At 72.1% G+C, this 25167-nt stretch carries 15 protein-coding genes; 12 read left to right on the forward strand and 3 right to left on the reverse strand.

Annotated features, from left to right (window positions below; genetic code table 11):
* Nucleotides 1-68 precede the first annotated feature (68 nt).
* A complete protein-coding gene (glgP, locus tag C3486_RS21870; RefSeq protein ID WP_103834449.1) occupies nt 69-2708 on the reverse strand; it encodes an alpha-glucan family phosphorylase in 2640 nt (879 codons plus the stop codon).
* A gap of 416 nt (nt 2709-3124) precedes the next feature.
* On the opposite strand from glgP, the gene C3486_RS21875 reads away from it, so the two are divergent.
* From C3486_RS21875 to glgB, 5 genes are all read left to right on the forward strand, one after another.
* The gene (locus C3486_RS21875) at nt 3125-4438 is read left to right on the forward strand and encodes a S8 family peptidase (RefSeq protein WP_103834450.1); all 1314 of its coding nucleotides are present in this window, start codon (nt 3125-3127) and stop codon (nt 4436-4438) included.
* Between the two features lie 340 nt (nt 4439-4778).
* Nucleotides 4779-6770 carry an alpha-1,4-glucan--maltose-1-phosphate maltosyltransferase gene (locus C3486_RS21880; RefSeq protein WP_103834451.1) on the forward strand — a complete coding sequence of 664 codons (1992 nt, stop codon included), beginning with the start codon at nt 4779-4781 and terminating at the stop codon, nt 6768-6770.
* Nucleotides 6767-8470 (forward strand): maltose alpha-D-glucosyltransferase, encoded by a 1704-nt coding sequence (gene treS / locus C3486_RS21885; protein ID WP_103834452.1) that lies wholly within the window; start codon nt 6767-6769, stop codon nt 8468-8470. The genes C3486_RS21880 and treS overlap by 4 nt, the downstream gene beginning before the upstream one ends.
* Before the next feature lie 380 nt (nt 8471-8850).
* Nucleotides 8851-10455: a maltokinase gene (locus C3486_RS21890; protein WP_181138644.1), complete on the forward strand. Its 1605-nt coding sequence runs from the start codon at nt 8851-8853 to the stop codon at nt 10453-10455.
* Nucleotides 10456-10516: 61 nt separating this feature from the next.
* Entirely contained in the window at nt 10517-13465 is a 2949-nt protein-coding gene (gene glgB, locus C3486_RS21895; protein WP_103834453.1) for a 1,4-alpha-glucan branching enzyme, read from the forward strand.
* A gap of 302 nt (nt 13466-13767) precedes the next feature.
* Here glgB and C3486_RS21900 read toward each other — a convergent pair whose 3' ends face one another.
* Complete coding sequence (locus C3486_RS21900) at nt 13768-15180, reverse strand: cation:dicarboxylate symporter family transporter (RefSeq protein ID WP_103834454.1); 1413 nt, start codon at nt 15178-15180, stop codon at nt 13768-13770.
* A gap of 152 nt (nt 15181-15332) precedes the next feature.
* Here C3486_RS21900 and C3486_RS21905 point away from each other — a divergent pair, with 152 nt between their 5' ends.
* The 6 genes from C3486_RS21905 to C3486_RS21930 all read left to right on the forward strand — a co-directional run bounded on the left by C3486_RS21905 (nt 15333) and on the right by C3486_RS21930 (nt 21702).
* Nucleotides 15333-16949, forward strand: coding sequence for a sensor histidine kinase (locus tag C3486_RS21905; RefSeq protein ID WP_103834487.1), 1617 nt, complete (start codon nt 15333-15335; stop codon nt 16947-16949).
* On the forward strand, nt 16946-17686 hold the full coding sequence (locus C3486_RS21910) for a response regulator (protein WP_103834455.1): 741 nt from the start codon (nt 16946-16948) through the stop codon (nt 17684-17686). The genes C3486_RS21905 and C3486_RS21910 overlap by 4 nt, the downstream gene beginning before the upstream one ends.
* Nucleotides 17687-17749: 63 nt before the next feature.
* Nucleotides 17750-19111 (forward strand): extracellular solute-binding protein, encoded by a 1362-nt coding sequence (locus tag C3486_RS21915; RefSeq protein WP_103834456.1) that lies wholly within the window; start codon nt 17750-17752, stop codon nt 19109-19111.
* A 12-nt stretch (nt 19112-19123) separates the two neighbouring features.
* Nucleotides 19124-19984, forward strand: a complete 861-nt coding sequence (locus C3486_RS21920; protein WP_103834457.1) for a carbohydrate ABC transporter permease — start codon at nt 19124-19126, stop codon at nt 19982-19984.
* On the forward strand, nt 19984-20820 hold the full coding sequence (locus C3486_RS21925) for a carbohydrate ABC transporter permease (protein ID WP_103834458.1): 837 nt from the start codon (nt 19984-19986) through the stop codon (nt 20818-20820). Before C3486_RS21920 ends, C3486_RS21925 begins: the two co-directional genes overlap by 1 nt.
* A gap of 258 nt (nt 20821-21078) precedes the next feature.
* Nucleotides 21079-21702, forward strand: coding sequence for an XRE family transcriptional regulator (locus C3486_RS21930; RefSeq protein WP_258052925.1), 624 nt, complete (start codon nt 21079-21081; stop codon nt 21700-21702).
* Nucleotides 21703-21748: 46 nt separating this feature from the next.
* On the opposite strand, the gene C3486_RS21935 is transcribed toward C3486_RS21930, so the two are convergent.
* Nucleotides 21749-22774: an ATP-dependent 6-phosphofructokinase gene (locus C3486_RS21935; protein WP_103834460.1), complete on the reverse strand. Its 1026-nt coding sequence runs from the start codon at nt 22772-22774 to the stop codon at nt 21749-21751.
* Nucleotides 22775-23053: 279 nt separating this feature from the next.
* Here C3486_RS21935 and pta point away from each other — a divergent pair, with 279 nt between their 5' ends.
* On the forward strand, nt 23054-25144 hold the full coding sequence (pta, locus tag C3486_RS21940) for a phosphate acetyltransferase (RefSeq protein WP_103834461.1): 2091 nt from the start codon (nt 23054-23056) through the stop codon (nt 25142-25144).
* Nucleotides 25145-25167 lie beyond the last annotated feature (23 nt).

Genomic DNA, 25167 nt, shown 5'->3' on the forward strand with positions numbered 1-25167 from the left:
GGACACCGCTCTTCCATGGGTGGTGGCTGCTCGGCCGGCTCACGGGGGCCGACCGCGCGCTCAGCGAATCAGCGGAAGAGGACGCCCGCCGCCTCGACCGTGGCGTCCGTGGGGACGGCGATCAGGCCCATCTCGGCGCCGGAGGCCAGGAGGGGGTGGGCGGGGAGGATGCGGACGGTGTAGCCGAAGGGGCCCGTCCGGTCCAGGACCAGCGGCCCCTCGTAGATCCAGCGGCCCTCCATGTCGGGCCCGCCGGCCGGCTTGAGCGGCACGGTGACCGGATCGGCGATCCGGTCGGACTCGTCGACCCGGCCGGAGACCAGCTGCACCTCGACGTCCTCGGGGGCCAGCTCCTCCAGCGCGACCCGGACGCGGAGCGCCAGGGTGCCGCCCAGTTCGGCCTGGCCGTTGGCGGGCGTGGCGGCGCTGCCGGTCTCGACATGGTCGACGGCCACCCGCGGCCAGGCCTCCCGCACCCGCGCCTTCCACCGCGCGAGGTCGCGCGCGGCGTCCGGGGTGAGGGCGCGGTGGGCGTGCGCGGCCGGCGCGTAGAGCCGCTCGACGTACTCCCGCACCATCCGGCCGGCCAGCACCTTCGGGCCGAGGGTGACGAGGGTGCGGCGGACCATCTCGACCCAGCGGTGCGGTACGCCCGCCTCGTCGCGCTCGTAGAAGCGGGGCGCGACGCGCTGTTCGAGGAGTTCGTACAGGGCCGCGGCTTCGAGGTCGTCGCGGCGTTCCTCGTCGGTGGCGGTGCCGTCGGCGGTGGGGATGGACCAGCCGAAGTCCGGCTCGTACCACTCGTCCCACCAGCCGTCGAGGACGGAGAGGTTCAGCGCGCCGTTGAGGGCCGCCTTCATGCCGGAGGTGCCGCAGGCCTCCAGGGGGCGCAGCGGGTTGTTCAGCCAGATGTCGCAGCCCGGGTAGAGCTTCTGCGCCATGGCCATGCCGTAGTCGGGCAGGAAGACGATGCGGTGCCGGACCCGCGGGTCGTCGGCGAACCTGACCAGTTCCTGGACGAGGCGCTTGCCGCTGTCGTCGGCGGGGTGCGCCTTGCCGGCCACCACGATCTGGATCGGCCGCTCGGGGTGGAGCAGCAGCTCCATGAGGCGGTCGCGGTCGCGGAGCATGAGGGTGAGGCGCTTGTAGGACGGTACCCGGCGGGCGAATCCGATGGTGAGGACGTCGGGGTCCAGGACGGAGTCGATCCAGCCCAGTTCGGCGGTGGCGGCGCCGCGCTGCCGCCAGGAGGCGCGCAGCCGGTTGCGTACTTCGGTGACGAGCTGTTCGCGCAGGGTGCGGCGGAGGTCCCAGACGGCGGGGTCGGGGATCTCAGCCACGGCCGACCAGCGTTCGGAGCCGCCGACGGTGAGGGCGTCCTCGGCGCGGGTGGCGCCGATCTGCTTGGCGCCGAGGCGGAAGACCTCGGGGGCGACCCAGGTGGGTGCGTGCACGCCGTTGGTGATCGAGGTGATCGGTACCTCGTCGGGGTCGAAGCCGGGCCAGAGGCCGGCGAACATCTCCCGGCTGACGCCGCCGTGCAGGGTGGAGACGCCGTTGGCGCGCTGGGCGAGCCGCAGGCCCATGACGGCCATGTTGAAGACGTTGGGCTCGCCGCCGGGGTAGCTCTCCATGCCGAGGCCGAGGACCCGGGCGGCGTCGATGCCGGGCAGCTCGCCGTCGGGGCCGAAGTGCCGGGCGACCAGTTCGCGGTCGAAGCGGTCGATGCCGGCGGGCACCGGGGTGTGGGTGGTGAAGACGGTGCCGGCGCGTACGGCTTCCAGGGCGCTGTCGAAGTCCAGCCCGCCGGCGTCCTCTTCGGACAGTTCGCGGATGCGTTCCAGGCCGAGGAAGCCGGCGTGGCCCTCGTTGGTGTGGAAGACCTCGGGCGCGGGGTGGCCGGTGAGCCGGCAGTACGCGCGGACGGCGCGTACGCCGCCGATGCCGAGCAGCATCTCCTGGAGGAGGCGGTGCTCGCTGCCGCCGCCGTAGAGGCGGTCGGTGACCTGGCGTTCGCCCGGGCCGTTCTCCTCGACGTCGGAGTCGAGGAGGAGCAGGGGGACGCGGCCGACACGGGCCTGCCAGACGTAGGAGCGCAGCCGGCGGCCTCCGGGCAGCGCGAGGGAGACCTGGGTCGGGCTGCCGTCGGCCTCGCGGAGCAGTTCCAGGGGCAGCTCGTTGGGGTCGAGGACCGGGTAGTGCTCCTGCTGCCAGCCCTCGCGGGAGAGGGTCTGGCGGAAGTAGCCGTGGCGGTAGAGGAGGCCGACACCGATCAGCGGGACGCCGAGGTCGGAGGCGGCTTTGAGGTGGTCGCCGGCGAGGATGCCGAGCCCGCCGGAGTACTGGGGCAGGGCCGCGGTGATGCCGAATTCCGGTGAGAAGTAGGCGACGGCCTCGGGCAGGGCGCCGTCGACGGACTGGTACCAGCGGCGGCCGCCGAGGTAGTCCTGGAGGTCGTCGGCGCAGGCGGTGAGGCGGCGCAGGAAGCGGCGGTCGGCGGCCAGCTCGGCGAGGCGTTCGGCGGTGGCGGTGCCGAGGAGCTGGACCGGGTCGGCCCCGGGCCGCTGCCGGCCGTCGGGGTCGAGGGCGTGGAACAGCTCGCGGGTTTCGGTGTGCCAGGACCAGCGCAGGTTCCGCGCCAGTTCGCTGAGCGGTCGTAGGGACGGGGGAAGGACAGGGCGCACGGTGAATCGACGAATGGCCTTCACGCTCCGACCGTAGCGGCGGGCCGCCCGCGGCAACCACAGCGCGCGCCCCGCGCCGCATACAACCGCTCGAAAGGCCCGCCCCACGCGCCAGGTGTGCTCCCGCGCGCCCCTTGCCGAACGAGCCGTACGTCTCTTGGCCGAGGTGCCTGTCCCGGCGCTGGCGGCGGGGCAGGTCCGGGGGCGCCCCGCCGGGTGCGGGAGCGGGCCGGGCACGGGAATCCGGCCAGAAATCACCGCAACCTTCGCCACGCACGGCGCACCCGATATGGCCGATTCCGCCCCGCCGTCCACTCTTGTACGGACTCCTGGCCCACGGAAGGCTGCAGGATGGCGTCGGTGGAGCGCGGTGCGGCAGCCGGCGCCACGGATCGCAACACCCTTGCCCGCCTGTCGAGTTGAAGAGGGGAACTCCGTACATGGCCTGGACACGAATAGCCCGGCGACGGCTTGCTGCGGGTGGTACGGCCACCGCGTCGGCTGCCCTGCTCTGTGCCGCCGCGCTGCCGGCCCACGCCGCGCCGCCCGAGGGCCGGATCCTGGGAGCGGGCGCGTCCGGCGCGGTGCGCAGCAGCTACATCGTCACCCTCAAGGCGGGCACCCGGGGTGTCGAGGCGCGCTCGGCGGCGGGGAAGGGCCTGGCGGCGAAGTACGGCGTGGCGATCCGCCGGACGTACCACAAGGCCATCAACGGTTACGCGATCCGGGCGAACGAGGCGCAGGCCCGGCGGCTGGCGGCCGACCCGGCGGTGGCGTCGGTGAGCCAGAACCGCACGGTGCGGCTGACGGACACGGCGCGGTCGCCGGGAGCCGCCGACGGGATGCCGGGGACCACAACTGGAACGCCGGGGACCGCCACCGGGACGCCGGGCACGGCCGCGGCCCCCGGGGTCACCCAGAAGAACCCGCCGTCCTGGGGGCTGGACCGGATCGACCAGAAGGCCCTGCCGCTGGACAGGTCGTACACGGCGCCCGCGACGGGCGGGGCCGGGGTGCAGGTGTACGTGCTGGACACCGGGGTGCGCACCTCGCACCGGGACTTCGGGGGACGCGCCAGAAGCGGGTGGGACTTCGTCGACGACGACGCGGACGCGCGGGACACCAACGGGCACGGCACCCATGTGGCCGCCACCATTGCGGGTGAGAAATACGGCGTGGCCAAGAAGGCCGGCATCGTCTCGGTACGGGTGCTGGACAGCAAGGGGGCCGGCACCACCGCCAATGTCATCGCCGGCATCGACTGGGTGGCGCAGCACGCGCGGGGACCCGCCGTGGCCAACCTGAGCCTGGGCAGCATGGCCTCGCCGCAGCTGGACCAGGCGGTGCGCAACGCCATCGCCGCCGGGGTGACCTTCACCGTCGCGGCCGGGAACAACAGCCTGCCGGCCGACCTGTACTCGCCGGCCCGGGTGCGGGAGGCGATCACCGTCGGCGCCACCGGCAGTGACGACGCCCGCGCCGAGTTCTCCAACTGGGGCCCGGGTGTGGACCTGTTCGCGCCGGGGGTGGGGATCACGTCGGCGTGGCACTCGGGGGACACGGCCGTGAAGACGCTGACCGGCACCTCGATGGCCGCGCCGCACGCCGCGGGCGCCGCCGCGCTGTACCTGGCGGACCATCCGGCGGCGAAGCCGGCGGCGGTGGGCGAAGCGCTGGTCGGGCGGGCCTCGGCGGGCCAGGTGAAGAGTGCCCTGGGCTCGCCGAACCGGCTGCTCCGGGTCGAGGGCTCCTGACCCGCGGGACCCTTCGGGACCCGGCACGACGGCCGGCTCCGCCCGACGGCGGGGCCGGTCCGCTGCTGTCCGGACCCCGCGCGGCGGGCGGCGCGCCCGGCCCGGTCACCGCGTCTGTTACGTACGAGTAGTTCACCTGCGGGCGGATTGCCCGGCCGCGGCGCGTGGGAAGGCTCTGTCGGTACGCAGTTGCGTGCCCCCCTCCCCCGCGTGTCCCCCGCCCTGCGCACCTCCAACCGAGTGAAAGGCGACAGGACCGTTCATGCCCGCAACCCGTAAGCCCGCCGCGGAGATACAAAGGACAACACCCCGCAAAGTGTCCCAAGTCTCAGGTGATCCCATGATCGGTCGCATTCCCGTCCTGGACGTCCGTCCCCAGATCGACTGCGGGCGCCGCCCGGCCAAGGCGGTGACCGGCGAAACCTTCGAAGTGTCCGCCACGGTCTTCCGGGAAGGCCATGACGCGGTCGCCGCCAACGTCGTGCTGCGCGACCCGAGCGGCCGGAGCGGCCCGTGGACGCCGATGCGGGAGCTGGCGCCGGGCACCGACCGCTGGGGGGCGACGGTCACGCCGGACGCCGAGGGCCGCTGGACGTACACCGTGGAGGCCTGGTCGGATCCGGTGACCACCTGGCGGCGCGCGGCGCAGGTCAAGATCCCGGCCGGTCAGGACACCGGGCTGGTGCTGGCCGAGGGGGCTTCGCTGCACGAGCGGGCGGCGGCCGGGGTGCCGAAGAACGCGGGGCGCGAATCGATTCTCCGGGTGGCCGACACGCTGCGGGACGAGAGCCTGCCGGCCGCCACCCGGCTGGCCGCCGCGCTCACCCCCGAGGTCATGGACATCCTCGGCCGGCACCCGCTGCGCGAACTGGTCAGCGCTTCCCGGCCGATGCCGCTGCTGGTGGAGCGGCGCCGGGCGCTGTACGGCTCGTGGTACGAGATGTTCCCGCGCTCGGAGGGGGCGTACGAGGCGCCCGACGGGACCATGGTCAGCGGCACGTTCCGGACGGCCGCCGAGCGGCTGCCGGAGATCGCCGCGATGGGCTTCGACGTGGTCTACCTGCCGCCCGTCCACCCGATCGGCACCACCCACCGCAAGGGCCCGAACAACGCGCTGTCCGCGGGGCCGCACGACGTCGGCTCGCCGTGGGCGATCGGCTCGGCCGAGGGCGGCCACGACGCGCTCCACCCGGACCTGGGCACCTTCGAGGACTTCGCGCACTTCGTGCAGACCGCGCGGGACCTGCGGATGGAGGTGGCGCTGGACTTCGCGCTGCAGTGTTCACCGGACCATCCGTGGCTGGACAAACATCCGGAGTGGTTCCACCATCGCCCCGACGGCACCATCGCGTACGCGGAGAACCCGCCGAAGAAGTACCAGGACATCCACCCGATCGCCTTCGACGCGGACTTCCGCGGGCTGGTGAAGGAGACGGAGCGGCTGCTGCGCTTCTGGATGGACAAGGGCATCCGCATCTTCCGGGTGGACAACCCGCACACCAAGCCGGTGGTGTTCTGGGAGAAGGTGATCGCGGACATCAACCGCACGGACCCGGACGTCATCTTCCTGGCGGAGGCGTTCACCCGCCCCGCCATGATGCGCACCCTGGCGCAGGTCGGCTTCCAGCAGTCCTACACCTACTTCACCTGGCGCAATTCCAAGCACGAACTGACCGAGTACCTCACCGAGCTCTCCCGCGAATCGGCCTCCTACATGCGGCCGAACCTCTTCGTGAACACCCCCGACATCCTGCACGCCTACCTCCAGCACGGGGGCCGGGCGGCCTTCGAGGTACGCGCGGTGCTCGCGGCGACGCTGTCCCCGACGTGGGGCGTGTACGCCGGCTTCGAGCTCTGTGAGGGGACTCCCGTCCGAGAGGGCAGCGAGGAGTACCTGGATTCGGAGAAGTATCAGCTGCGTCCCCGGGATTGGCAGACAGCGGGCCGTGAGGGCCGTAGCATCGCTCCCCTCATCACGGCACTCAACCGGCTGCGCCGCCGTCATCCGGCACTCCAGCAGTTGCGTGATCTGCACTTCCATCATGTCGACAACGACGCGATCCTCGCCTACTCCAAGCGCGAGGGGGCCGATGTGGTCATCACGGTCGTGAACCTGGACCCGCACCACACCCACGAGGCGACGGTGTCGTTGGACATGCCGGAGCTCGGCCTCGACCGGCACGAGTCCGTACCGGTGCGCGACGAGCTCACCGGCGAGACCTACCACTGGGGCAGGGACAACTATGTGCGCCTTGAGCCGGGACGCGCCATGGCGCCCGCGCACGTACTGTCCCTGCGACCGTCCTCACCGATCGGAGGGTCACCCAATTGATCGTCAACGAGCCCGTCCCCGACACGTTCGAGGACACTCCGGCCAAGGACCGCGATCCCGAATGGTTCAAACGAGCCGTCTTCTACGAAGTCCTGGTGCGGTCGTTCCAGGACAGCAACGGGGACGGCATCGGCGACCTCAAGGGCCTGACGGCCAAGCTGGATCATCTGCAGTGGCTGGGCGTCGACTGCCTCTGGCTGCCGCCGTTCTTCAAGTCCCCCCTGCGGGACGGCGGTTACGACGTCAGCGACTACACCTCGGTGCTGCCGGAGTTCGGTGACCTCGCCGACTTCGTGGAGTTCGTGGACGCCGCGCACCAGCGCGGCATGCGGGTGATCATCGACATGGTGATGAACCACACCAGCGACCAGCACCCGTGGTTCCAGGAGTCCCGCAGCGACCCCGACGGGCCGTACGGCGACTACTACGTCTGGGCGGACGACGACAAGCAGTACCAGGACGCCCGGATCATCTTCGTCGACACCGAGGCGTCCAACTGGACCTTCGACCCGGTGCGCAAGCAGTACTTCTGGCACCGCTTCTTCTCCCACCAGCCGGACCTCAACTACGAGAACCCGGCGGTCCAGGAGGAGATGATCTCCGCGCTGCGCTTCTGGCTGGACCTGGGCATCGACGGCTTCCGGCTGGACGCCGTGCCCTACCTCTACGCCGAGGAGGGCACCAACTGCGAGAACCTCCCGCAGTCGCACGCCTTCCTCAAGCGGGTGCGCGCCATGGTCGACGCGCACTACCCGGACACGGTGCTGCTGGCCGAGGCCAACCAGTGGCCGGAGGACGTGGTCGACTACTTCGGCGACCCGGAGACCGGCGGCGACGAGTGCCACATGGCGTTCCACTTCCCGGTGATGCCGCGGATCTTCATGGCGGTGCGCCGGGAGTCCCGCTACCCGGTCTCGGAAATCCTCGCCAAGACCCCGGCGATCCCGTCCGGCTGCCAGTGGGGCATCTTCCTCCGCAACCACGACGAGCTGACCCTCGAGATGGTCACGGACGAAGAGCGCGACTACATGTACGCGGAGTACGCCAAGGACCCGCGGATGCGCGCCAACATCGGCATCCGCCGCCGGCTCGCGCCCCTGCTGGACAACGACCGCAACCAGATCGAGCTGTTCACCGCCCTGCTGCTGTCGCTGCCCGGCACGCCGATCCTGTACTACGGCGACGAGATCGGCATGGGCGACAACATCTGGCTCGGCGACCGGGACGCGGTGCGCACGCCCATGCAGTGGACGCCGGACCGCAACGCCGGCTTCTCGTCCTGCGATCCGGGCCGGCTCTTCCTGCCCACGATCATGGACCCGGTCTACGGCTACCAGGTGACCAACGTCGAGGCCGCGATGTCCTCGCCGTCGTCCCTGCTGCACTGGACCCGGCGCATGATCGAGATCCGCAAGCAGAACCCGGCCTTCGGGCTCGGCACCTACACCGAACTGCCGTCCTCCAACCCCGCGGTCCTCGCGTACCTCCGCGAGTACGAGGACGACCTGGTGATGTGCGTGAACAACTTCTCGCGCTTCGCCCAGCCCACCGAGCTGGACCTGCAGGCGTTCGACGGGCGGCATCCGGTCGAACTGATCGGCGGCGTGCGGTTCCCGGCCATCGGCCAGCTGCCGTACCTGCTCACCCTGGCGGGCCACGGCTTCTACTGGTTCCGGCTGCGCAAGGACGCGGTGGCCTAGCCGGACGGACGTTCCGGGCACCGGCCGGGCCTGCGGGCCGGTGCCGCGCGGGCGTTCCTGCTCGGGAGCGCCCGCGCACCGCCGCGTACGGGCCCGTCGCGCCGGCCGGCCGGCCGCGGCGGGGGCGTGCATTACCCGCCCGTACATGCTCGCAAGGCGTGTTCGGGTGTTTTTCGACCTTTCGTCCGGGCAGTCTCCCTACTGCCGCACGGGCCGGATGATCCACACGCCGAGCCTGCGGGCGTGGGGACACCTGCCGCAGATTTCCGCTGCCGTACGGACGATCCTCGCCCGACACGTCCCGCACCGCCCCACAGTAAAGGCCGTATTCCGGGACACTTGCCGTAGCTGTCGTGTGCCCGGGGAAAGGACGCGACGTCATGTCGGAAACCGCCTCGACCCGTGCTCTGCAAGGCCGGCACCACCGGCCGCCCGTCACCGCCACGCCCGGGTTGCTGCCCTCGCTCGTGCCGACGCTGCGCGCATGGGTGCCGCGCCAGCGGTGGTTCGCGGGCAAGGGCCGCCCCGTCACCGGCTTCGACCTGGTCTCGGCCGCCGAACTGCTGCCCGTCGACGGGGCCGGCGCCCCCGGCCTGCTGCACCTCCTCGTCCGTGCCCGGCAGCCCGGACCGCCGGCCGGCACGCGGGAGGACGACGACTGCTACCAGCTGCTGCTCGGCGTGCAGGAGACGCTGCCGCCGCGGCTCGCGCACGCCCTGATCGGCCGTCCGGACGAGGGCCCGCTGGCCGGCCTGTCGGTCTACGACGCGCTGCTGGACCCGCGGCTGTGCACGCTGCTGCTGGAACGGCTGCGGGTGCCGGGGCAGCTGGGCGCGCTCCGCTTCACCGTCGCACCCGACACCGAGATCACCTCCGGGCTCGGCGCCCGGCCGCTCACCACGGAACAGTCCAACACCTCGGTGGTCTTCGGCGACGCGTACATCCTGAAGGTGTTCCGCCGGGCCTCCCCCGGCCTCAACCCCGACCTCGAACTGCCGCTGGCGCTGGCCCGCGCCAAGTGCTGCCGGGTACCGCCGCCCGTCGCATGGTTCGAGTCGTCGGCGGCGGGCCCGGTGCGCCCGGCCGACGGCCACCGCCACCACGCCGCAGAACCGATCACTCTCGGCGTGCTCACCCCCTTCCTGGACGGCGCGGCCGACGGCTGGCAGCTCGCGCTCAACGCCCTGTCGGTACGCGCCGACTTCACCGGCTCGGCCCGCGCGCTGGGCCACGCCACCGCCGAGGTGCACACCGCGCTCGCCGAGGCGCTGCCCACCACCGAGCTGCGCCGCCCCCACCTGGAGCTGATCGCCGCCGGCATGACCGAGCGGCTGGACGCGGCGGCCCGCGCGGTCCCGGCGCTGCGCCCGTACCGCAACCGGCTGCGCACCGCCTTCCAGGCGCTCACCACGCTCGGCGCCGACGGCCGCACCTACGCGGCCCAGCGCATCCACGGCGACCTGCACCTGGGCCAGACGCTGCGGTCCGCGGGCGAGGGCCGCTGGTCGGTCATCGACTTCGAGGGCGAGCCGGCCCGGCCGCTGGCGGAAAGGCGCGACGTCCAGCCCGCGGTGCGCGACGTGGCCGCTATGCTCCGGTCCTTCGACTACGCGGCGCGCAGCGGCCCCGGCGGCGGCGACGCCTGGTCGCTGGAGTGGGCGCGGCGCGCACGGGCCGCGTTCTGCCGCGGCTACGCCGAGGCCGGCGGCCTGGACCCGGACTCCGTTCCGGAGCTGATGCGCGCGTACGAGACCGACAAGGCCGTGTACGAGGTGCTCTACGAGGCCCGGCACCGGCCGGACTGGCTGCCGATCCCGATGGCCGCCGTCCGCCGCCTCGCCGGCCCCGATCCGCGCCTCGGCACCGACCCGGACCTGACGACCGACCCGCACGTGGGCGCGGGGCCCGACCCCTACGCCGACACGGCCCCCGAGGAGGGCGATCCGTCGTTCACGACCCACGCCCCGCCCGAGGACCGCACCTGATCACCGTGCACAGCCCTTCGATCCCCCGATCCCCCGACCGCCCCGCCAGGAGGCTCCTCCCGTGACCCCCCGTCCGCCGTCCCGCCCCTCGTCCGACCCCGCAGCGGCGCCCGACGCCGACGTACCGCAGACCTTCCTGCCGGCCCCCGCCCGGCCGGACGGGGAGCAGGAAGCCCCGCCGGCCCAGCGCACCGGGCCGGGCCCGGGGGCGGAGGCGGCCGCCGAACCCGCCGCGCCGCCGGCGCGGAAGAAGACCTCGCGTACGAAGCCGGCCGCCGCCGGGCCGTCCGACGCGCCGGCCACCGAGGTGAAGCCGGCCGGCACGCCGGAGGCCGGTGCCCCCGGGGCCGGGGGCCCGGACGCCGCCGGCCCGGCCGCCAGGAAGGCCACGGCGAAGAAGCCCGCCGCGAAGAAGCCGGCCGCCGCCTCGAAGACCGCCAAGAAGACCGCGGCGAAGAAGACCACGGCCGATGCGGCCGGGAAGCCGGCCGCGAAGAAGACCGAGAAGAAGGCGACCGGGAAGAAGGCGACCGGGAAGAAGGCGGACGCCAAGAAGCCGGCCGCCAGGAAGACCGGCACCAGGAAGCCGGCGGCCGAGTCGCCGGTGACCGGAACCCCGGCAGCGGCCGCCGTCCCGGCCGGGACCCGCGCGGCCGTGCCCGCCGCGGCCGTCACCGAGGGCGCCACCGCGCAGGTGCCGCCCGCACAGGGCCCCGCCGACGGGGCCGATTCCCGCACCCCCGAACCCGCGACTGCAGCCGGGGCCCTCGCCGGCCCGGCGGCTCCCGCGGCCCCCGGCGGGGTGCGGCCCGCGCCGCCGCTGGGCGACACCGACCGCGGCCGGCTGCTGTCCGGCACCCACCACGACCCGCACGGGCTGCTCGGCGCGCACCCGGTGCCCGGCGGGGTCCTCTTCCGCGCGCTGCGCCCGTACGCCACCTCGGTCGCGGTACTCGCCAAGGGCCTGCGGGCCGAGCTGCCGCACGAGGGCGACGGGATCTTCGCCGGGGTGCTCCCGCTGTCGGAGATCCCCGACTACCGGCTGGTGGTCACCTACGGCGAGGGCCCGGAGGCCCACGAGGTCACCACCCACGACCCGTACCGCTTCCTGCCCGCCATCGGCGAGCTGGACCTGCACCTGATCGGCGAGGGCCGGCACGAGGAGCTGTGGCAGGCGCTCGGCGCGCGCGTCATGGAGCACCAGGGCGTGTCCGGCACCCGCTTCACGGTCTGGGCGCCGAACGCACAGGGCGTCCGCGTCGCCGGGAACATGAACTACTGGGACGGCACGGTCTACCCGATGCGCTCCCTCGGCTCCACCGGCGTGTGGGAGCTGTTCATCCCGGGGCTCGGCGAGGGCGAGCTGTACAAGTTCGACATCGCGCGCCCGGACGGCAGCCACACGCTGCGCATCGACCCGATGGCCCGGCGGACCGAGTGCCCGCCCGCGAACGCCTCCGTCATCGACGTCTCGCGCCACGAGTGGGGCGACGCGGAGTGGATGGCGCGACGCGCCGAACGCCCCGTCCACACGGCCCCGTTCTCCGTCTACGAGGTCCATCTCCCCTCCTGGCGGCCGGGGCTGTCCTACCGCGAACTGGCCGAGCAGCTGCCCGCGTACGTCAAGGACCTCGGCTTCACGCACGTGGAGCTGATGCCGGTCGCCGAGCACCCCTTCGGCGGGTCCTGGGGCTACCAGGTCACCGGCTTCTACGCGCCGACAGCGCGGCTCGGCTCCCCGGACGACTTCAAGTACCTGGTGGACGCGCTGCATCAGGCCGGCATCGGCGTGATCATGGACTGGGTGCCGGCGCACTTCCCGCGCGACGACTGGGCGCTGGCGGAGTTCGACGGCCGGCCGCTGTACGAGCACGAGGACCCGGCGCGTGCCGCGCACCCCGACTGGGGCACCCTGGAGTTCGACTACGGCCGCACGGAGGTCCGTAACTTCCTGGTCGCCAACGCCGTCTACTGGTGCTCGGAGTTCCACATCGACGGCCTGCGCGTGGACGCCGTCGCCTCCATGCTCTACCTGGACTACTCCCGCGAGCACGGCGAGTGGACACCGAACCAGCACGGCGGCCGGGAGAACCTCGACGCGGTCGCCTTCCTGCAGGAGATGAACGCCACCGTCTACCGGCGCTGCCCGGGCGTGGTGACCATCGCCGAGGAGTCCACCGCCTGGGACGGCGTCACCCGCGCCACCCACCACGTCGGGCCCGGCGGCTTCGGCGGCCTGGGCTTCGGCCTGAAGTGGAACATGGGCTGGATGCACGACTCGCTGGTGTACATGTCCAAGGAGCCGGTGCACCGCAAGTACCACCACAACGAGATGACGTTCTCGATGGTGTACGCCTACTCCGAGAACTACGTCCTCCCCATCTCCCACGACGAGGTCGTCCACGGCAAGCGGTCCCTCGTCTCGAAGATGCCCGGCGACTGGTGGCAGCAGCGCGCCAACCACCGTGCGTACCTGGGCTTCATGTGGTCCCACCCGGGCAAGCAACTGCTCTTCATGGGCCAGGAGTTCGCGCAGGGCGCCGAGTGGTCCGAGGGGCACGGCCCGGACTGGTGGCTGCTGGACCCGGCGTACGACGCGGAGCCCGACCACCGCGGCGTCCGCGACCTGGTGCGCGAGCTGAACCGGCTGTACACCGCGACCCCGGCGCTGTGGGAGCGGGACACCGATCCGGGCGGCTTCTCCTGGGTGGACGGCGGGGCGTGGGAGGACAACGTCTTCTCCTTCCTGCGCTACGACAAGGAGGGCGACCCGCTGCTCGCGGTCTGCAACTTCTCGCCGGTGGTGCGGCACGAGTACCGCCTCGGCGTGCCGGAGAACGTGCCGTCCTGGCGGGAGGTGCTCAACACCGACGAGGAGCGGTTCGGCGGCAGCGGGGTGGCCAACGCCGGGCGGCTGAAGTCCGAGCCGGTGCCGTACCACGGCCGGTCCGCCTCCATCGCGCCGGTGCTGCCGCCGCTCGCCACGATCTGGCTGCGCCCCGAGGGCTGACGGCCGTACGGACGTGCTTGCGGGCCGGTGTCGCACCCCCTGCCCGTACGCACAGAAAAGGGGCCCGCCGGCGTCTGCCGCCGGCGGGCCCCGTTCCCCCGTGATCCCCCGTTCACCGGCGGCTCCCCGCCGGCCCTGACGACTCTGCCGCTTCACAGCGTCCGGGGACAGTCCCGCCACGGCTTCGTTTCGCGCCCGCGACACCCTGAGACGCAATCGAGAAATTCCGCACAAGATCGCGAACTTGGAAGGTCCCCGCCGCGGGATGCGGCGGGGACCTTCGCACGGGGAAGCGGGCGCGGTCAGACCGCCGCCTTGTCGCCCTCCGCTCGGGGTTCCGGGAGGTCGCCGGGGGATTCGGGGGCCGGGGCGTGGCCGTCGTCGACGAGGGTGGTCTCGTCGAAGGGGCGGTTGCCCGCGAGGACCTCGGTGACGCGGGCCTTGTCGATCTCCTTGGTCCAGGTGCCGATCAGGACCGTGGCGACCGCGTTGCCGGCGAAGTTGGTCAGCGCGCGGGCCTCGCTCATGAAGCGGTCGATGCCGACGATCAGGCCGACGCCGTCGACCAGGTCGGGGCGGTGCGACTGGAGGCCGCCGGCCAGGGTGGCCAGGCCGGCGCCGGTGACGCCGGCCGCGCCCTTGGAGGCGATGATCATGAAGACCAGGAGGGAGATCTGCTGGCCGAGGGAGAGCGGGCTGCCCATCGCCTCGGCGACGAACAGCGAGGACATCGTGAGGTAGATCGCGGTGCCGTCGAGGTTGAAGGAGTAGCCGGTCGGGACGGTGATGCCGACCACCGGCTTGCTGACGCCCAGGTGCTCCATCTTCGCGATCAGCCGCGGCAGCGCCGACTCGGAGGAGGAGGTGGAGAGGATCAGCAGGAACTCGCGGCCCAGGTACTTCAGCAGCGCGAAGATGTTCACGCCGGCGATCAGCCGCAGCAGCGTGCCGAGGACGACGATCACGAAGAGCAGGCAGGTCACGTAGAAGCCGACCATGATGACGGCGAGGGACTTCAGCGCGTCCAGGCCGGTCTCGCCGACCACCGCGGCGATGGCGCCGAAGGCACCCACCGGCGCGGCCCACATGATCATGGACAGGACGCGGAAGACCAGCTTCTGGAGGTGGCCGATGCCCCGCAGGACCGGCTCGCCGGACTTGCCCATCGCCTGCAGCGCGAAGCCCACCAGCAGCGCGACCAGCAGGGTCTGCAGCACCTCACCGGTGGTGAAGGCGGAGACCAGGGTGGTCGGGATGATGCCGAGCACGAACTCCGAGCTGGACTCGCCGCCGCCCTCGGTCTGTGCCTGGCCCGCGTGCCGGACCGTCTCGGTCAGGTGCAGCCCGGAGCCGGGCTCCAGGATGTTGCCGACGACCAGGCCGATGGCGAGCGCCACGGTGGACATCAGCATGAAGTAGCCGAGGGCCAGGCCGCCGACCGCGCCGACCTTGGCCGCCTTACGGACCGAGCCGACGCCGAGGACGATCGTGCAGAAGATGACCGGCGAGATCATCATCTTGATCAGGTTCACGAAGCCCGTGCCGAGCGGCTTGAGCTCCACGGCGAAGCCGGGCGCGATGAAACCGACCGCGATGCCGAGCAGCACCGCGCCGATGACGGCGATGTAGAGGTAGTGGGTGCGGTCACGCTTCTTCGGCGCGGGCGTGGCGGGCTCGCCGGGGGTCCCGCCACCCGGCAGGGTCGTTGCGGCCACGACTGCCTCCTGTCCTCGATTGTCCGGTTCTGCGTGCGACCTGCGGCTCTTGAACGCAGAACAAAGTCCCGGCGACTATGCACCCCCCTCTTGATCACGTCACCCTTACGTACATTTCGTTCATGTAAACGTGACCGGGCAAACTTATGCACATGCGCCTACCCCGCCCCCGCAGCCTGGCCGGCCAGCTCTTCGCCGTGCAGGCCGTGCTCATCGCGGTCGTCGTCGCGGGCTGTGCCGTCTTCGCGTACGTCAGCGCCGGCGAGCAGGCCGAGGAGACCGCGCGCCGCCAGGCCACCGCCGTCGCCACCTCCGTGGCCGACGCGCCCTTCACCGCGCGGGCGGTCCGCGCCGAGGACCCCACGAAGCTGCTCCAGCCCTGGACCGAGCGGGTGCGCAAGGACGCGGGCATGGCGTTCGTCGTCGTGATGGACACCGACAAGACCAGGTATACCCATACACGGCCGTCCGCCATCGGCAAGAAGTACCTCGGCCACATCGGCCCCGCGCTGCGCGGCGAGGTCTTCCACGAGACCCACCGCGGGACGCTCGGGCCGTCCGTGCGGGTCGTGGCGCCCGTACGGTCCGGCGGCCGGGTCGTCGCGCTGGTCAGCGCCGGGATCACCGTGGAGACGATCAACGGCGGGGTGCGCCGCCAGCTGCTGTCGCTGATCGCCGTGGCGGCCGGGGCGCTGGCCCTGGGCGGCCTCGGCACGTACGTCGTCAACGCCCGGCTGCGCCGCCACACGCACGGCATGAACGCCGCCGAGCTGAGCCGGCTGCACGACTACCACCAGGCCGCGCTGCACGCCGTGCGCGAGGGGCTGCTGCTGCTCGACGGGCGGCGCGCGGTCGCCCTGATCAACGACGGGGCGCGCGAGCTGCTGGGCCTCGCCGGAGACCCGGTGGGCCGGCCGGTCACGGAGCTGGGCCTGCCCGCGCCGCTCACCGAGGCGCTGCGCTCCCCCGGCCCGCGCGTCGACGAGCTGCACCTGACCGCCGACCGGGTGCTGGTGGTGAACACCTCGCCGGTCTCGGGCGGCGAACGGCGCGGCACCCTGGTCACCCTGCGGGACCACACCGAGCTGCAGGCGCTCTCCGGCGAGCTGGACTCGGTACGCGGCTTCGCCGAGGCGCTGCGCTCCCAGGCGCACGAGGCCGCCAACCGGCTGCACACCGTCGTCTCGCTGATCGAGCTGGGCCGCGCCGAGGAGGCGGTGGAGTTCGCCACGGCGGAGCTGGAGCTGGCCCAGGAGCTGACCGACCGGGTGGTGGGCGCGGTGACCGAGCCGGTGCTCTCGGCGCTGCTGCTGGGCAAGGCCGCGCAGGCGAACGAGTACGGTGTGGAGCTGTCGCTGACCGAGGACAGCGGGATCGACGACGGGCTGCTGCCCGCCCGGCTGCCCGCGCGCGACCTGGTCACCGTCCTCGGCAACCTCATCGACAACGCGATCGACGCGGCGTCGGGCGGGCGTCCGGCGGGCGAGCCGGGCCGTGTGGTGGTCACCGCGCGGGCCGCGGACGGCGAGCTGCTGCTGCGGGTCGCCGACTCCGGGCCCGGCGTGGACCCGGACCACGCCGAGGAGATCTTCCGGCGCGGCTGGACGACGAAGGAAGCGGGGCCTACGGTGCACGGCCGGGGCCTGGGGCTGGCCATCGTGCGGCAGACCGTGCGCCGGCACGGCGGCACGGTCACGCTGGACCGGGCACCCGAGGGCGGTGCGGCGTTCGCCGTCCGCCTGCCATTGCGGACGGAGCAGCCGGTATGACCTCTCAGGACGGCACGGGTGGCACCCCGCCGGACACCACCGGCGGCACTCAGCGGCCGCCGTCGTCCCCCATCCGGGTGCTGGTCGTCGAGGACGACCCCGTGGCGGCCGACGCGCACGCGCTGTACGTCGGGCGGGTGCCCGGCTTCACCGTCTCCGGCACCGTGCACACCGCCGCCGCTGCCCGCCGTCACCTGGACCAGCACCCCGTCGACCTGCTCCTGCTGGACCTGTTCCTGCCCGACGGGCACGGCCTCACGCTGGTACGGACGCTGCGCGCGGCCGGGCACACGGCCGACATCTTCGCGGTCACCTCGGCCCGGGACCTCACCGTCGTACGCGAGGGCGTGTCGCTCGGGATCGTGCAGTACGTGCTGAAGCCGTTCACGTTCTCCACGCTGCGCGACCGGCTCACCCGGTACGCCGTCTTCCGCTCGGCGGCCGGCGAGGCCAGCGGCCAGGACGAGGTGGACCGGGCGATCGGCGCGCTGCGGGCGCCGCAGCCGGCCACCCTGCCCAAGGGGCTGACCCGGGCGACGCTGCGCGCGGTGACCGACGCGCTGCGGGCGTCCCCCGAGGGGCTGTCGGCGGGCGCGGCGGCGGAGACGGTGGGCATCTCCCGGATCACGGCCCGCCGTTACCTGGAGCACCTGGTGACCGCCGGGCGGGCGGTCCGGGCTCCGCAGTACGGCCACGTCGGACGCCCCGAATTGCGGTATCGCTGGTCGGACCATTGACCTGGCCAACCGGTCACCTTACGGTCATCCCGCAGCCCGCCGTGGCCAGTTGGAGGTCGTACCATGCGTCCTGCCGTCCCGCTGATGCTCCTCTCCGCCGTGCTCGCCGCCGGCACGCTGACCGCCTGCGGCGGAGGTGCGGGCAGTGACCCGGACACCGTGAAGGTCGCGTTCATCAAGGACACCAACAACAAGGTCACGGTCCGGGACGACTACGTCGGGATGGTCGCGAAGCAGTTCGAGAAGGCCAACCCCGGCAAGAAGGTGAAGCTGCTGCCGATCCAGGCGTCGGAGAACGACTACTACGCCAAGATCCAGCAGACGATGCGCTCCCCGAAGACCGCGCCCGACCTGGTCTACGAGGACACCTTCCTGATCAACTCCGACATCGAGGCCGGGCTGCTGCGCCCGCTGGACGCCTACCTCGCCAAGTGGGACGGCTGGCAGCAGTTCCAGCCCAGCGCGAAGGCGGCGGCCAGAGCCCAGGACGGCAGGACGTACGGCGTCCCGGACGGCACGGACACCCGCGGCCTGTGGTTCAACAAGAAGATCTTCGCGAAGGCCGGGCTGCCCGCCGACTGGCGGCCGAAGACCTGGGACGAGGTGCTGGACGCGGCCCGCACGGTGAAGAAGAAGGTGCCCGGCGTCATCCCGCTGAACGTCTTCACCGGCAAGGGACCCGGCGAGGCCGCCGTCATGCAGGGCTTCGAGATGCTGCTGTACGGCACCGGCAAGGACCCGCTGTACGACCCCAAGTCGAAGAAGTGGGTGGCCGGTTCGCAGGGCTTCAAGGACAGCCTGGAGTTCATCGACACGGTCTACTCCGAGAAGCTCGGCCCCGACGTCTCCGACGCGCTCAGCCCCAACATCCAGACCAATGTCGCCACCGAGCTGCTGCCCGAGGGGAAGCTCGCGATCGACCTGGACGGCTCCTGGCTGGGCCAGCAGTGGCAGCCCAAGGGCGGCGGCAAGCCGTGGCCGGAGTGGTCGAAGACGCTCGGCCAGGCGCCCTTCCCGACGCAGCACGGCCAGGCCCCCGGCAAGGTGTCGCTGGCCGGCGGCTGGACCTGGTCCGTCCCGCAGCGGGCACGCAACCCCGAGCTGGCCTGGAAGCTGATCGAGACCCTGCAGACGAAGCAGAACGCGCTGGAGTGGTGCCTGCGCGGCGCCCAGATCGCGGTGCGCAAGGACGTGGCCGAGGACCCCCGGTACCTGAAGTCCATGCCCGGCGTCGGCTTCTTCACCGGGCTGGTGCCGGTCAGCCAGTACCGGCCCGCGCTGCCCGTCTACCCGAAGGTCTCCGCCGCCATCGGAGAGGCGATGGAGTCGGTCACCGCGGGCGACGCCTCACCCGAGCAGGCGGCGAAGGCGTACGACGGTCAGCTGAGGTCGACCGTCGACGGCCAGGTCGTGACCAGGCGCTGACGGGGCCGGACCGTGCGACGCTCCCGTCCCCTGCGCTGGCTGCCGCTGGCCCCCGCCACCGTCGTCCTGCTGCTCTTCCTCGCGGGCCCGATCGTCTACTGCGTGTACATCGCATTCACCGACATGCAGCTGACCGGGCAGGAGTCCACCTCGTTCGTGGGGCTGGCCAACTTCCGGCGCGCCTTCGCCGACCACGACTTCCTGAACGCGGTCGTCCTCACGCTGGTCTTCACCCTGGTCTCCACCGTCCTGGGCCACAACCTCCTCGGCCTGTCCCTGGCCGGGCTGATGCGCCGCGCCTCGAAGCCGGTGCGCACGGTCACCGGCGCGGTCGTGATCTGCGCCTGGGTGGTCCCCGAGATCGTCGCGGGCTTCCTGCTCTACACCTTCTTCGAGCGCCGCGGCACCCTCAACGCCCTCCTGGACTGGCTCCATCTGCCCACCCAGAACTGGCTGTTCACGCTGCCCGTCCTCGCCGTCTCGCTCGCCAACGTCTGGCGCGGCACGGCCTTCTCGATGCTGCTGTACTCCGCCGCGCTCTCCGACATCCCCACCGAGATCACCGAGTCGGCCGAGGTGGACGGCGCGACCGGCCGGCAGCGTCTGTGGCACATCACCCTGCCCATGATCCGCCGCTCCATCGGCACCAACCTGATGCTGAACACCCTCCAGACGCTCTCGGTCTTCGGGCTGATCTGGGCGATGACCCGCGGCGGGCCCGGCAACCGGAGCCAGACCCTGCCGGTGTTCATGTACGACCAGGCGTTCATGAAGGCGCTGATCGGCTACGGCACCGCGGTCGCGCTGCTGCTCCTGCTGGTCGGCGCCCTCTTCTCCGCCGTCTACCTGCGCCTGCTGCGCGAGGAGGTCTGATGGCCGGGGCCCTGTCCCGCCGCACCCGCCGGCGGCTGGCGGCGGACGCCGCGCTGCTGCTGGTGGCCGCGGCCTTCGCCCTGCCGCTGCTGTGGATGGTCTTCGCCTCGCTGGACGCGCACGCGACGCTGCGTGTCCGGCCGCCGGAGGCCCCGACGACGGCCAACTTCGGCGCCGTGCTGACCGACGAGATCACCTTCACGCCGATGCTCAACAGCCTCGTGCTGTGCGGCGGCGGCACGGTCGTGACGGTGGTCTGCGCGGCCCTGGCCGCCTACCCGCTCTCCCGCTACCGCTCGCGGTTCAGCCGCCCGTACCTGCTGACCATCCTCTTCGCCACCTGCCTGCCCATCACCGCGATCATGGTCCCGGTCTACGGCCTCTTCGTGCAGATCAACCTGATCGACACCCTCTACGGCACCGCGCTCTTCCTCGCCGCCGCCCAACTCCCCTTCGCCGTATGGCTGATGAAGAACTTCATGGACGGGGTGCCGAAGGCGCTGGAGGAGGCCGCGTGGACCGACGGCGCCTCCTGGCGGCAGACCCTCTTCCGGATCGTGCTGCCGCTCATGGGCCCGGGTCTGACCGTGGTGTCGATCTACACCTTCATCATGATGTGGGGGAACTTCTTCGTCCCGTTCATGCTGCTGCTCTCCCCCGACCAGCTGCCCGCCTCGGTCAGCATCTTCACCTTCTTCGGCAACTACGGCGCCGTCGCCTTCGGCGAGCTGGCCGCGTTCTCGGTGCTGTACTCCATGCCGGTCATCGTGCTGTACGTGCTGATCTCCCGCCGGCTGGGCGGCGGCTTCACGCTGGGCGGGGCGGTGAAGGGCTGAGCGAGCGCTCAGTAAGTGGCCAGTTTTGGCCGAGAATCCTCTCGCCAACCGGTCACGGTCCGTGAAAAAATCACCCACCGTCACAAGATCACTCTGCGCTACCCGTAGATTGCTACGAGTTTTCGAAGCAAAGCGCCGAACTACCCGCGTAGACACATCCTGGTCCTTTACGGTGTGGCCGTGCACACGCCAGACAGGGGCGAGCGCCGCCCACCCTTCGACGCCCAGGCAGCCAAGCGCATGCGCGAGGCTCTCGGAATGACGCCCGCGCACGTCGCGTACGGGATCAACGCCGCCTACGGGCGACCGATCCAGCCACGGACGATCGCCGCGTGGGAGCGGGGCGAGGGCTCGCCGACGGAGAGCGAGCTGAACGCGCTCGCGGGCGCCCTGTGGTGCGCGCCCGGTGATCTGCTCGGCACCCCGGACACCCTGCGCGAGTACCGCATCGCCCGCGGCATCGCCGCCGACGACCTCGCGCTGCGGATCGGGATGGAGATCCCCGCGTACGAGCGGATGGAGGCCACCGGCCAGTGGCAGGGCAACGACCGGCAGGCCGCGGCCCTCAAGGCCGAGCTGGACCTCCCGCTGCCCGCGCTGGTCAAGCTGACCGGCCGCGACCGGCAGCTGGCGGAGATGCTGCGCAGCGCCGCGACGACACGCTGGCAGGCGTACACGCGCCCGGTCTGCAAGCTGCTGGGGCTGCCCAAGCCCGTGGTGCAGAAGGCGCTGGAGTTCCTCTTCGAGGAGTACCACCGGCGGATGGCCGGGACGCTGGGCTGGGGCGGCGGCGTGGAGACCGCGGCGGAGTCCAGCGACGCGGGCCGGGAGTTCCTGGCCGACGTGCTCGGCCACTTCTGGGAGCAGGTCGGGGAGGGCTGACGGCGCCGGGACCGGCCGGCGTCCCGGCCCCGGCCCGCGGGCCGGCTCAGAAGACCGACTCGGCCTCCAGCATGCGGTCGGCCGGCACGGTCTTGAGGTGGGTGACCGCCTCGGCGAGCGGGACCATGGTGATGTCCGTGCCGCGCAGCGCCGTCATCTTGCCGAAGTCACCGCGGTGCGCCGCCTCGACGGCGTGCCAGCCGAAGCGGGTGGCGAGCACGCGGTCGTACGCGGTGGGGGTGCCGCCGCGCTGCACGTGGCCGAGGATGACCGGGCGGGCCTCCTTGCCCAGCCGCCGCTCCAGCTCGACGGCGAGCTTGGTGCCGATGCCCTGGAAGCGCTCGTGACCGAACTGGTCGATCTCGCCCTTGGCGTAGTCCATCGTGCCCTCGGCGGGGTGCGCGCCCTCGGCGACGCAGACGACGGCGAACTTCTTGCCCCGGGCGAAGCGCTCCTCGACCATCTTGACCAGGTCGTTCACGTCGAAGGGGCGCTCGGGCAGGCAGATGCCGTGGGCGCCGCCGGCCATGCCGGACTCCAGCGCGATCCAGCCCGCGTGCCGGCCCATGACCTCCACGACCATGACGCGCTGGTGCGACTCGGCGGTGGTCTTCAGCCGGTCGATGGCCTCGGTCGCGACGCCGACGGCGGTGTCGAAGCCGAAGGTGCGGTCGGTGGAGGAGATGTCGTTGTCGATGGTCTTCGGCACACCGACCACCGGCAGGCCCGCGTCGGCGAGCATCCGGGCCGCGGTGAGCGTGCCCTCGCCGCCGATCGGGATGAGGACGTCGATGCCGTAGTCCTTGGACAGGTCCTTGGCCTCCTCGCAGGCCTGGCGCAGCCGGGCGCGCTCCAGCCGGGAGGAGCCGAGGATGGTGCCGCCCCGGGCGAGGATGCCGCCGACGGCGTCGAGGTCGAGCTTGCGGTAACGGCCGTCGAGCAGACCCTTGAAGCCGTCCTCGAAGCCGATGACCTCGTCGTCGTGGCCCGTGACGGCGCGGTGCACCACAGAGCGGATCACGGCGTTGAGGCCGGGGCAGTCGCCGCCCGCGGTCAGGACTCCGATACGCATCGTGCTGAGTCTCCTGTGCTCGATGTTGGTTCTGGTGAGCCGGTGCGATTGTTTCACGGGCCGGTGTCCGGTGACCTCACGCGCCTCGGGTACTCCGTCTCCGGGTACCCCGCACAGGGGGCCTCACCCGCCTCCTGCACCCGCCTTCGCCCACGGGCGGCAACCATGGACACTGGGAGGAAGCGGCTTATCCACTGACGCAGGTATTGTCAAGGGGGGCAAGGCCACCATAACGGGTAATTTCCCCCTGTGAGCATCGGAAAAGGACGGAGATCGCGCGTGACGCGGAGCGTGTACGTGACCGGCATCGGCCGCGGCGACGGACGCCAGGTGATCGAGCTGGGGGTCATGGAGCTGCTGACCCGCCATGTCGACCGGGTCGGCGTCTTCCGCCCGCTCGTGCACGACGACGGCCCCGACCGCCTCTTCGATCTGCTGCGCGCGCGGTACCGCCTCACCCAGCCCGCCGACTCGGTGTACGGCATGGGCTACGAGGAGGCCAACGCGCTCCAGGCCGAGCAGGGCACCGACGAGCTGGTCTCCCGGCTGGTGGACCGCTTCCACGCGGTCGCCAGGGAGTACGACTACGTCCTGGTGCTGGGCACGGACTACGCCGACACCGGCCTGCCGGACGAGCTGAGCCTGAACGCCCGGCTGGCGAACGAGTTCGGCGCCTCCCTCGTCCCGGTCGTCGCGGGCCGCGACCAGGAGCCGGAGGCCGTCCGGGACGAGGCGCGCAACGCCTACCGCGCCTTCGACTCCATGGGCTGCGACGTGGTCGCCGTGGTCGTGAACCGGGTGGCCCCCGCCGACCGCGCCGCCGTCGTGGAGGCGCTGGCCGCCCACCTCCCCGTGCCCTGCTACGCGCTCCCCGAGGACTCCTCGCTCTCCGCGCCGACCGTCTCCCAGATCGTGCACGCGCTCGGCGGCGAGGTGCTGCTCGGCGACGACTCCGGCATGGCCAGGGACGCGAAGGACTTCGTCTTCGGCGGCGCCATGCTGCCCACGTTCCTCAAGGCGCTGACCGAGGGCTGCCTGGTCGTGGCGCCCGGCGACCGCGCCGACCTGATCATCGGCTCGCTCGCCGCGCACAGCGCAGGCGCCCCGCCCATCGCCGGTGTGCTGCTCACCCTGGGCGAGCGCCCGGGGCCCGACATCATGGCGCTGGCCGCCCGGCTGGCGCCCGGTACGCCGGTGATATCCGTGCCCGGCGGGTCCTTCCCCACGGCCGGCGAGCTCTTCGCGATCGAGGGCAAGCTGAGCGCCGCCTCGCCGCGCAAGGCCGAGACCGCGCTGGGCCTCTTCGAGCGGCACGTGGACACCGTCGAGCTGACCAAGCGCATCGCCGTCCTGAAGTCCGACCGGGTCACGCCGATGATGTTCGAGCACGAGCTGATCGAGCGGTCCCGGTCCGGACGCCGCCGCGTCGTACTGCCCGAGGGCACCGAGGAGCGGGTGCTGCGCGCCGCCGACGTGCTGCTCCGCCGGGACGTGTGCGACCTGACGCTGCTGGGCGAGGAGGACGCCATCCGCAAGCGCGCCGCCGACCTCTCCATCGAGCTGGGCGACGCGCACATCATCGACCCGCAGACCGCGCCGGTGCGCGAGCGCTTCGCCGAGCGGTACGCGGAGCTGCGCGCCCACAAGGGCGTGACGTACGAGCTGGCGTACGACGTGGTCGCTGACGTCTCCTACTTCGGCACCCTGATGGTGCAGGAGGGCCTGGCCGACGGCATGGTGTCGGGCGCCGTGCACTCCACCGCCGCGACCATCCGGCCCGCCTTCGAGGTCATCAAGACCAAGCCGGACGCCCAGATCGTCTCCTCGGTCTTCTTCATGTGCCTGGCCGACCGGGTCCTGGTCTACGGCGACTGCGCGGTCAACCCTGACCCGAACGCCGAGCAGCTGGCCGACATCGCCATCCAGTCCGCCACCACGGCGGCGCAGTTCGGCGTCGAGCCGCGGATCGCGATGCTGTCGTACTCCACCGGCACCTCCGGGTCCGGCGCGGACGTGGACAAGGTGCGCAAGGCCACCGAGCTGGTCCGCGAGCGCCGCCCCGACCTGCTGGTGGAGGGCCCGATCCAGTACGACGCCGCGGTGGACGCGGACGTCGCCCGTACCAAGCTGCCGGAGTCGGAGGTCGCGGGCCGGGCCACCGTGCTGGTCTTCCCCGACCTGAACACCGGCAACAACACCTACAAGGCCGTGCAGCGGTCGGCCGGCGCGGTCGCCGTCGGCCCGGTCCTGCAGGGACTGCGCAAGCCGGTCAACGACCTCTCGCGCGGTGCCCTGGTCCAGGACATCGTCAACACCGTCGCCATCACCGCCATCCAGGCGCAGGGCGGCACCGCCCCGGCCGGCCGCTGACCGGCGCTCCCCGACCCATCCCT

Origin of the sequence: Streptomyces sp. Ru73 (assembly GCF_002920575.1) — a bacterium.
In the GTDB taxonomy this organism is placed as follows: domain Bacteria; phylum Actinomycetota; class Actinomycetes; order Streptomycetales; family Streptomycetaceae; genus Streptomyces.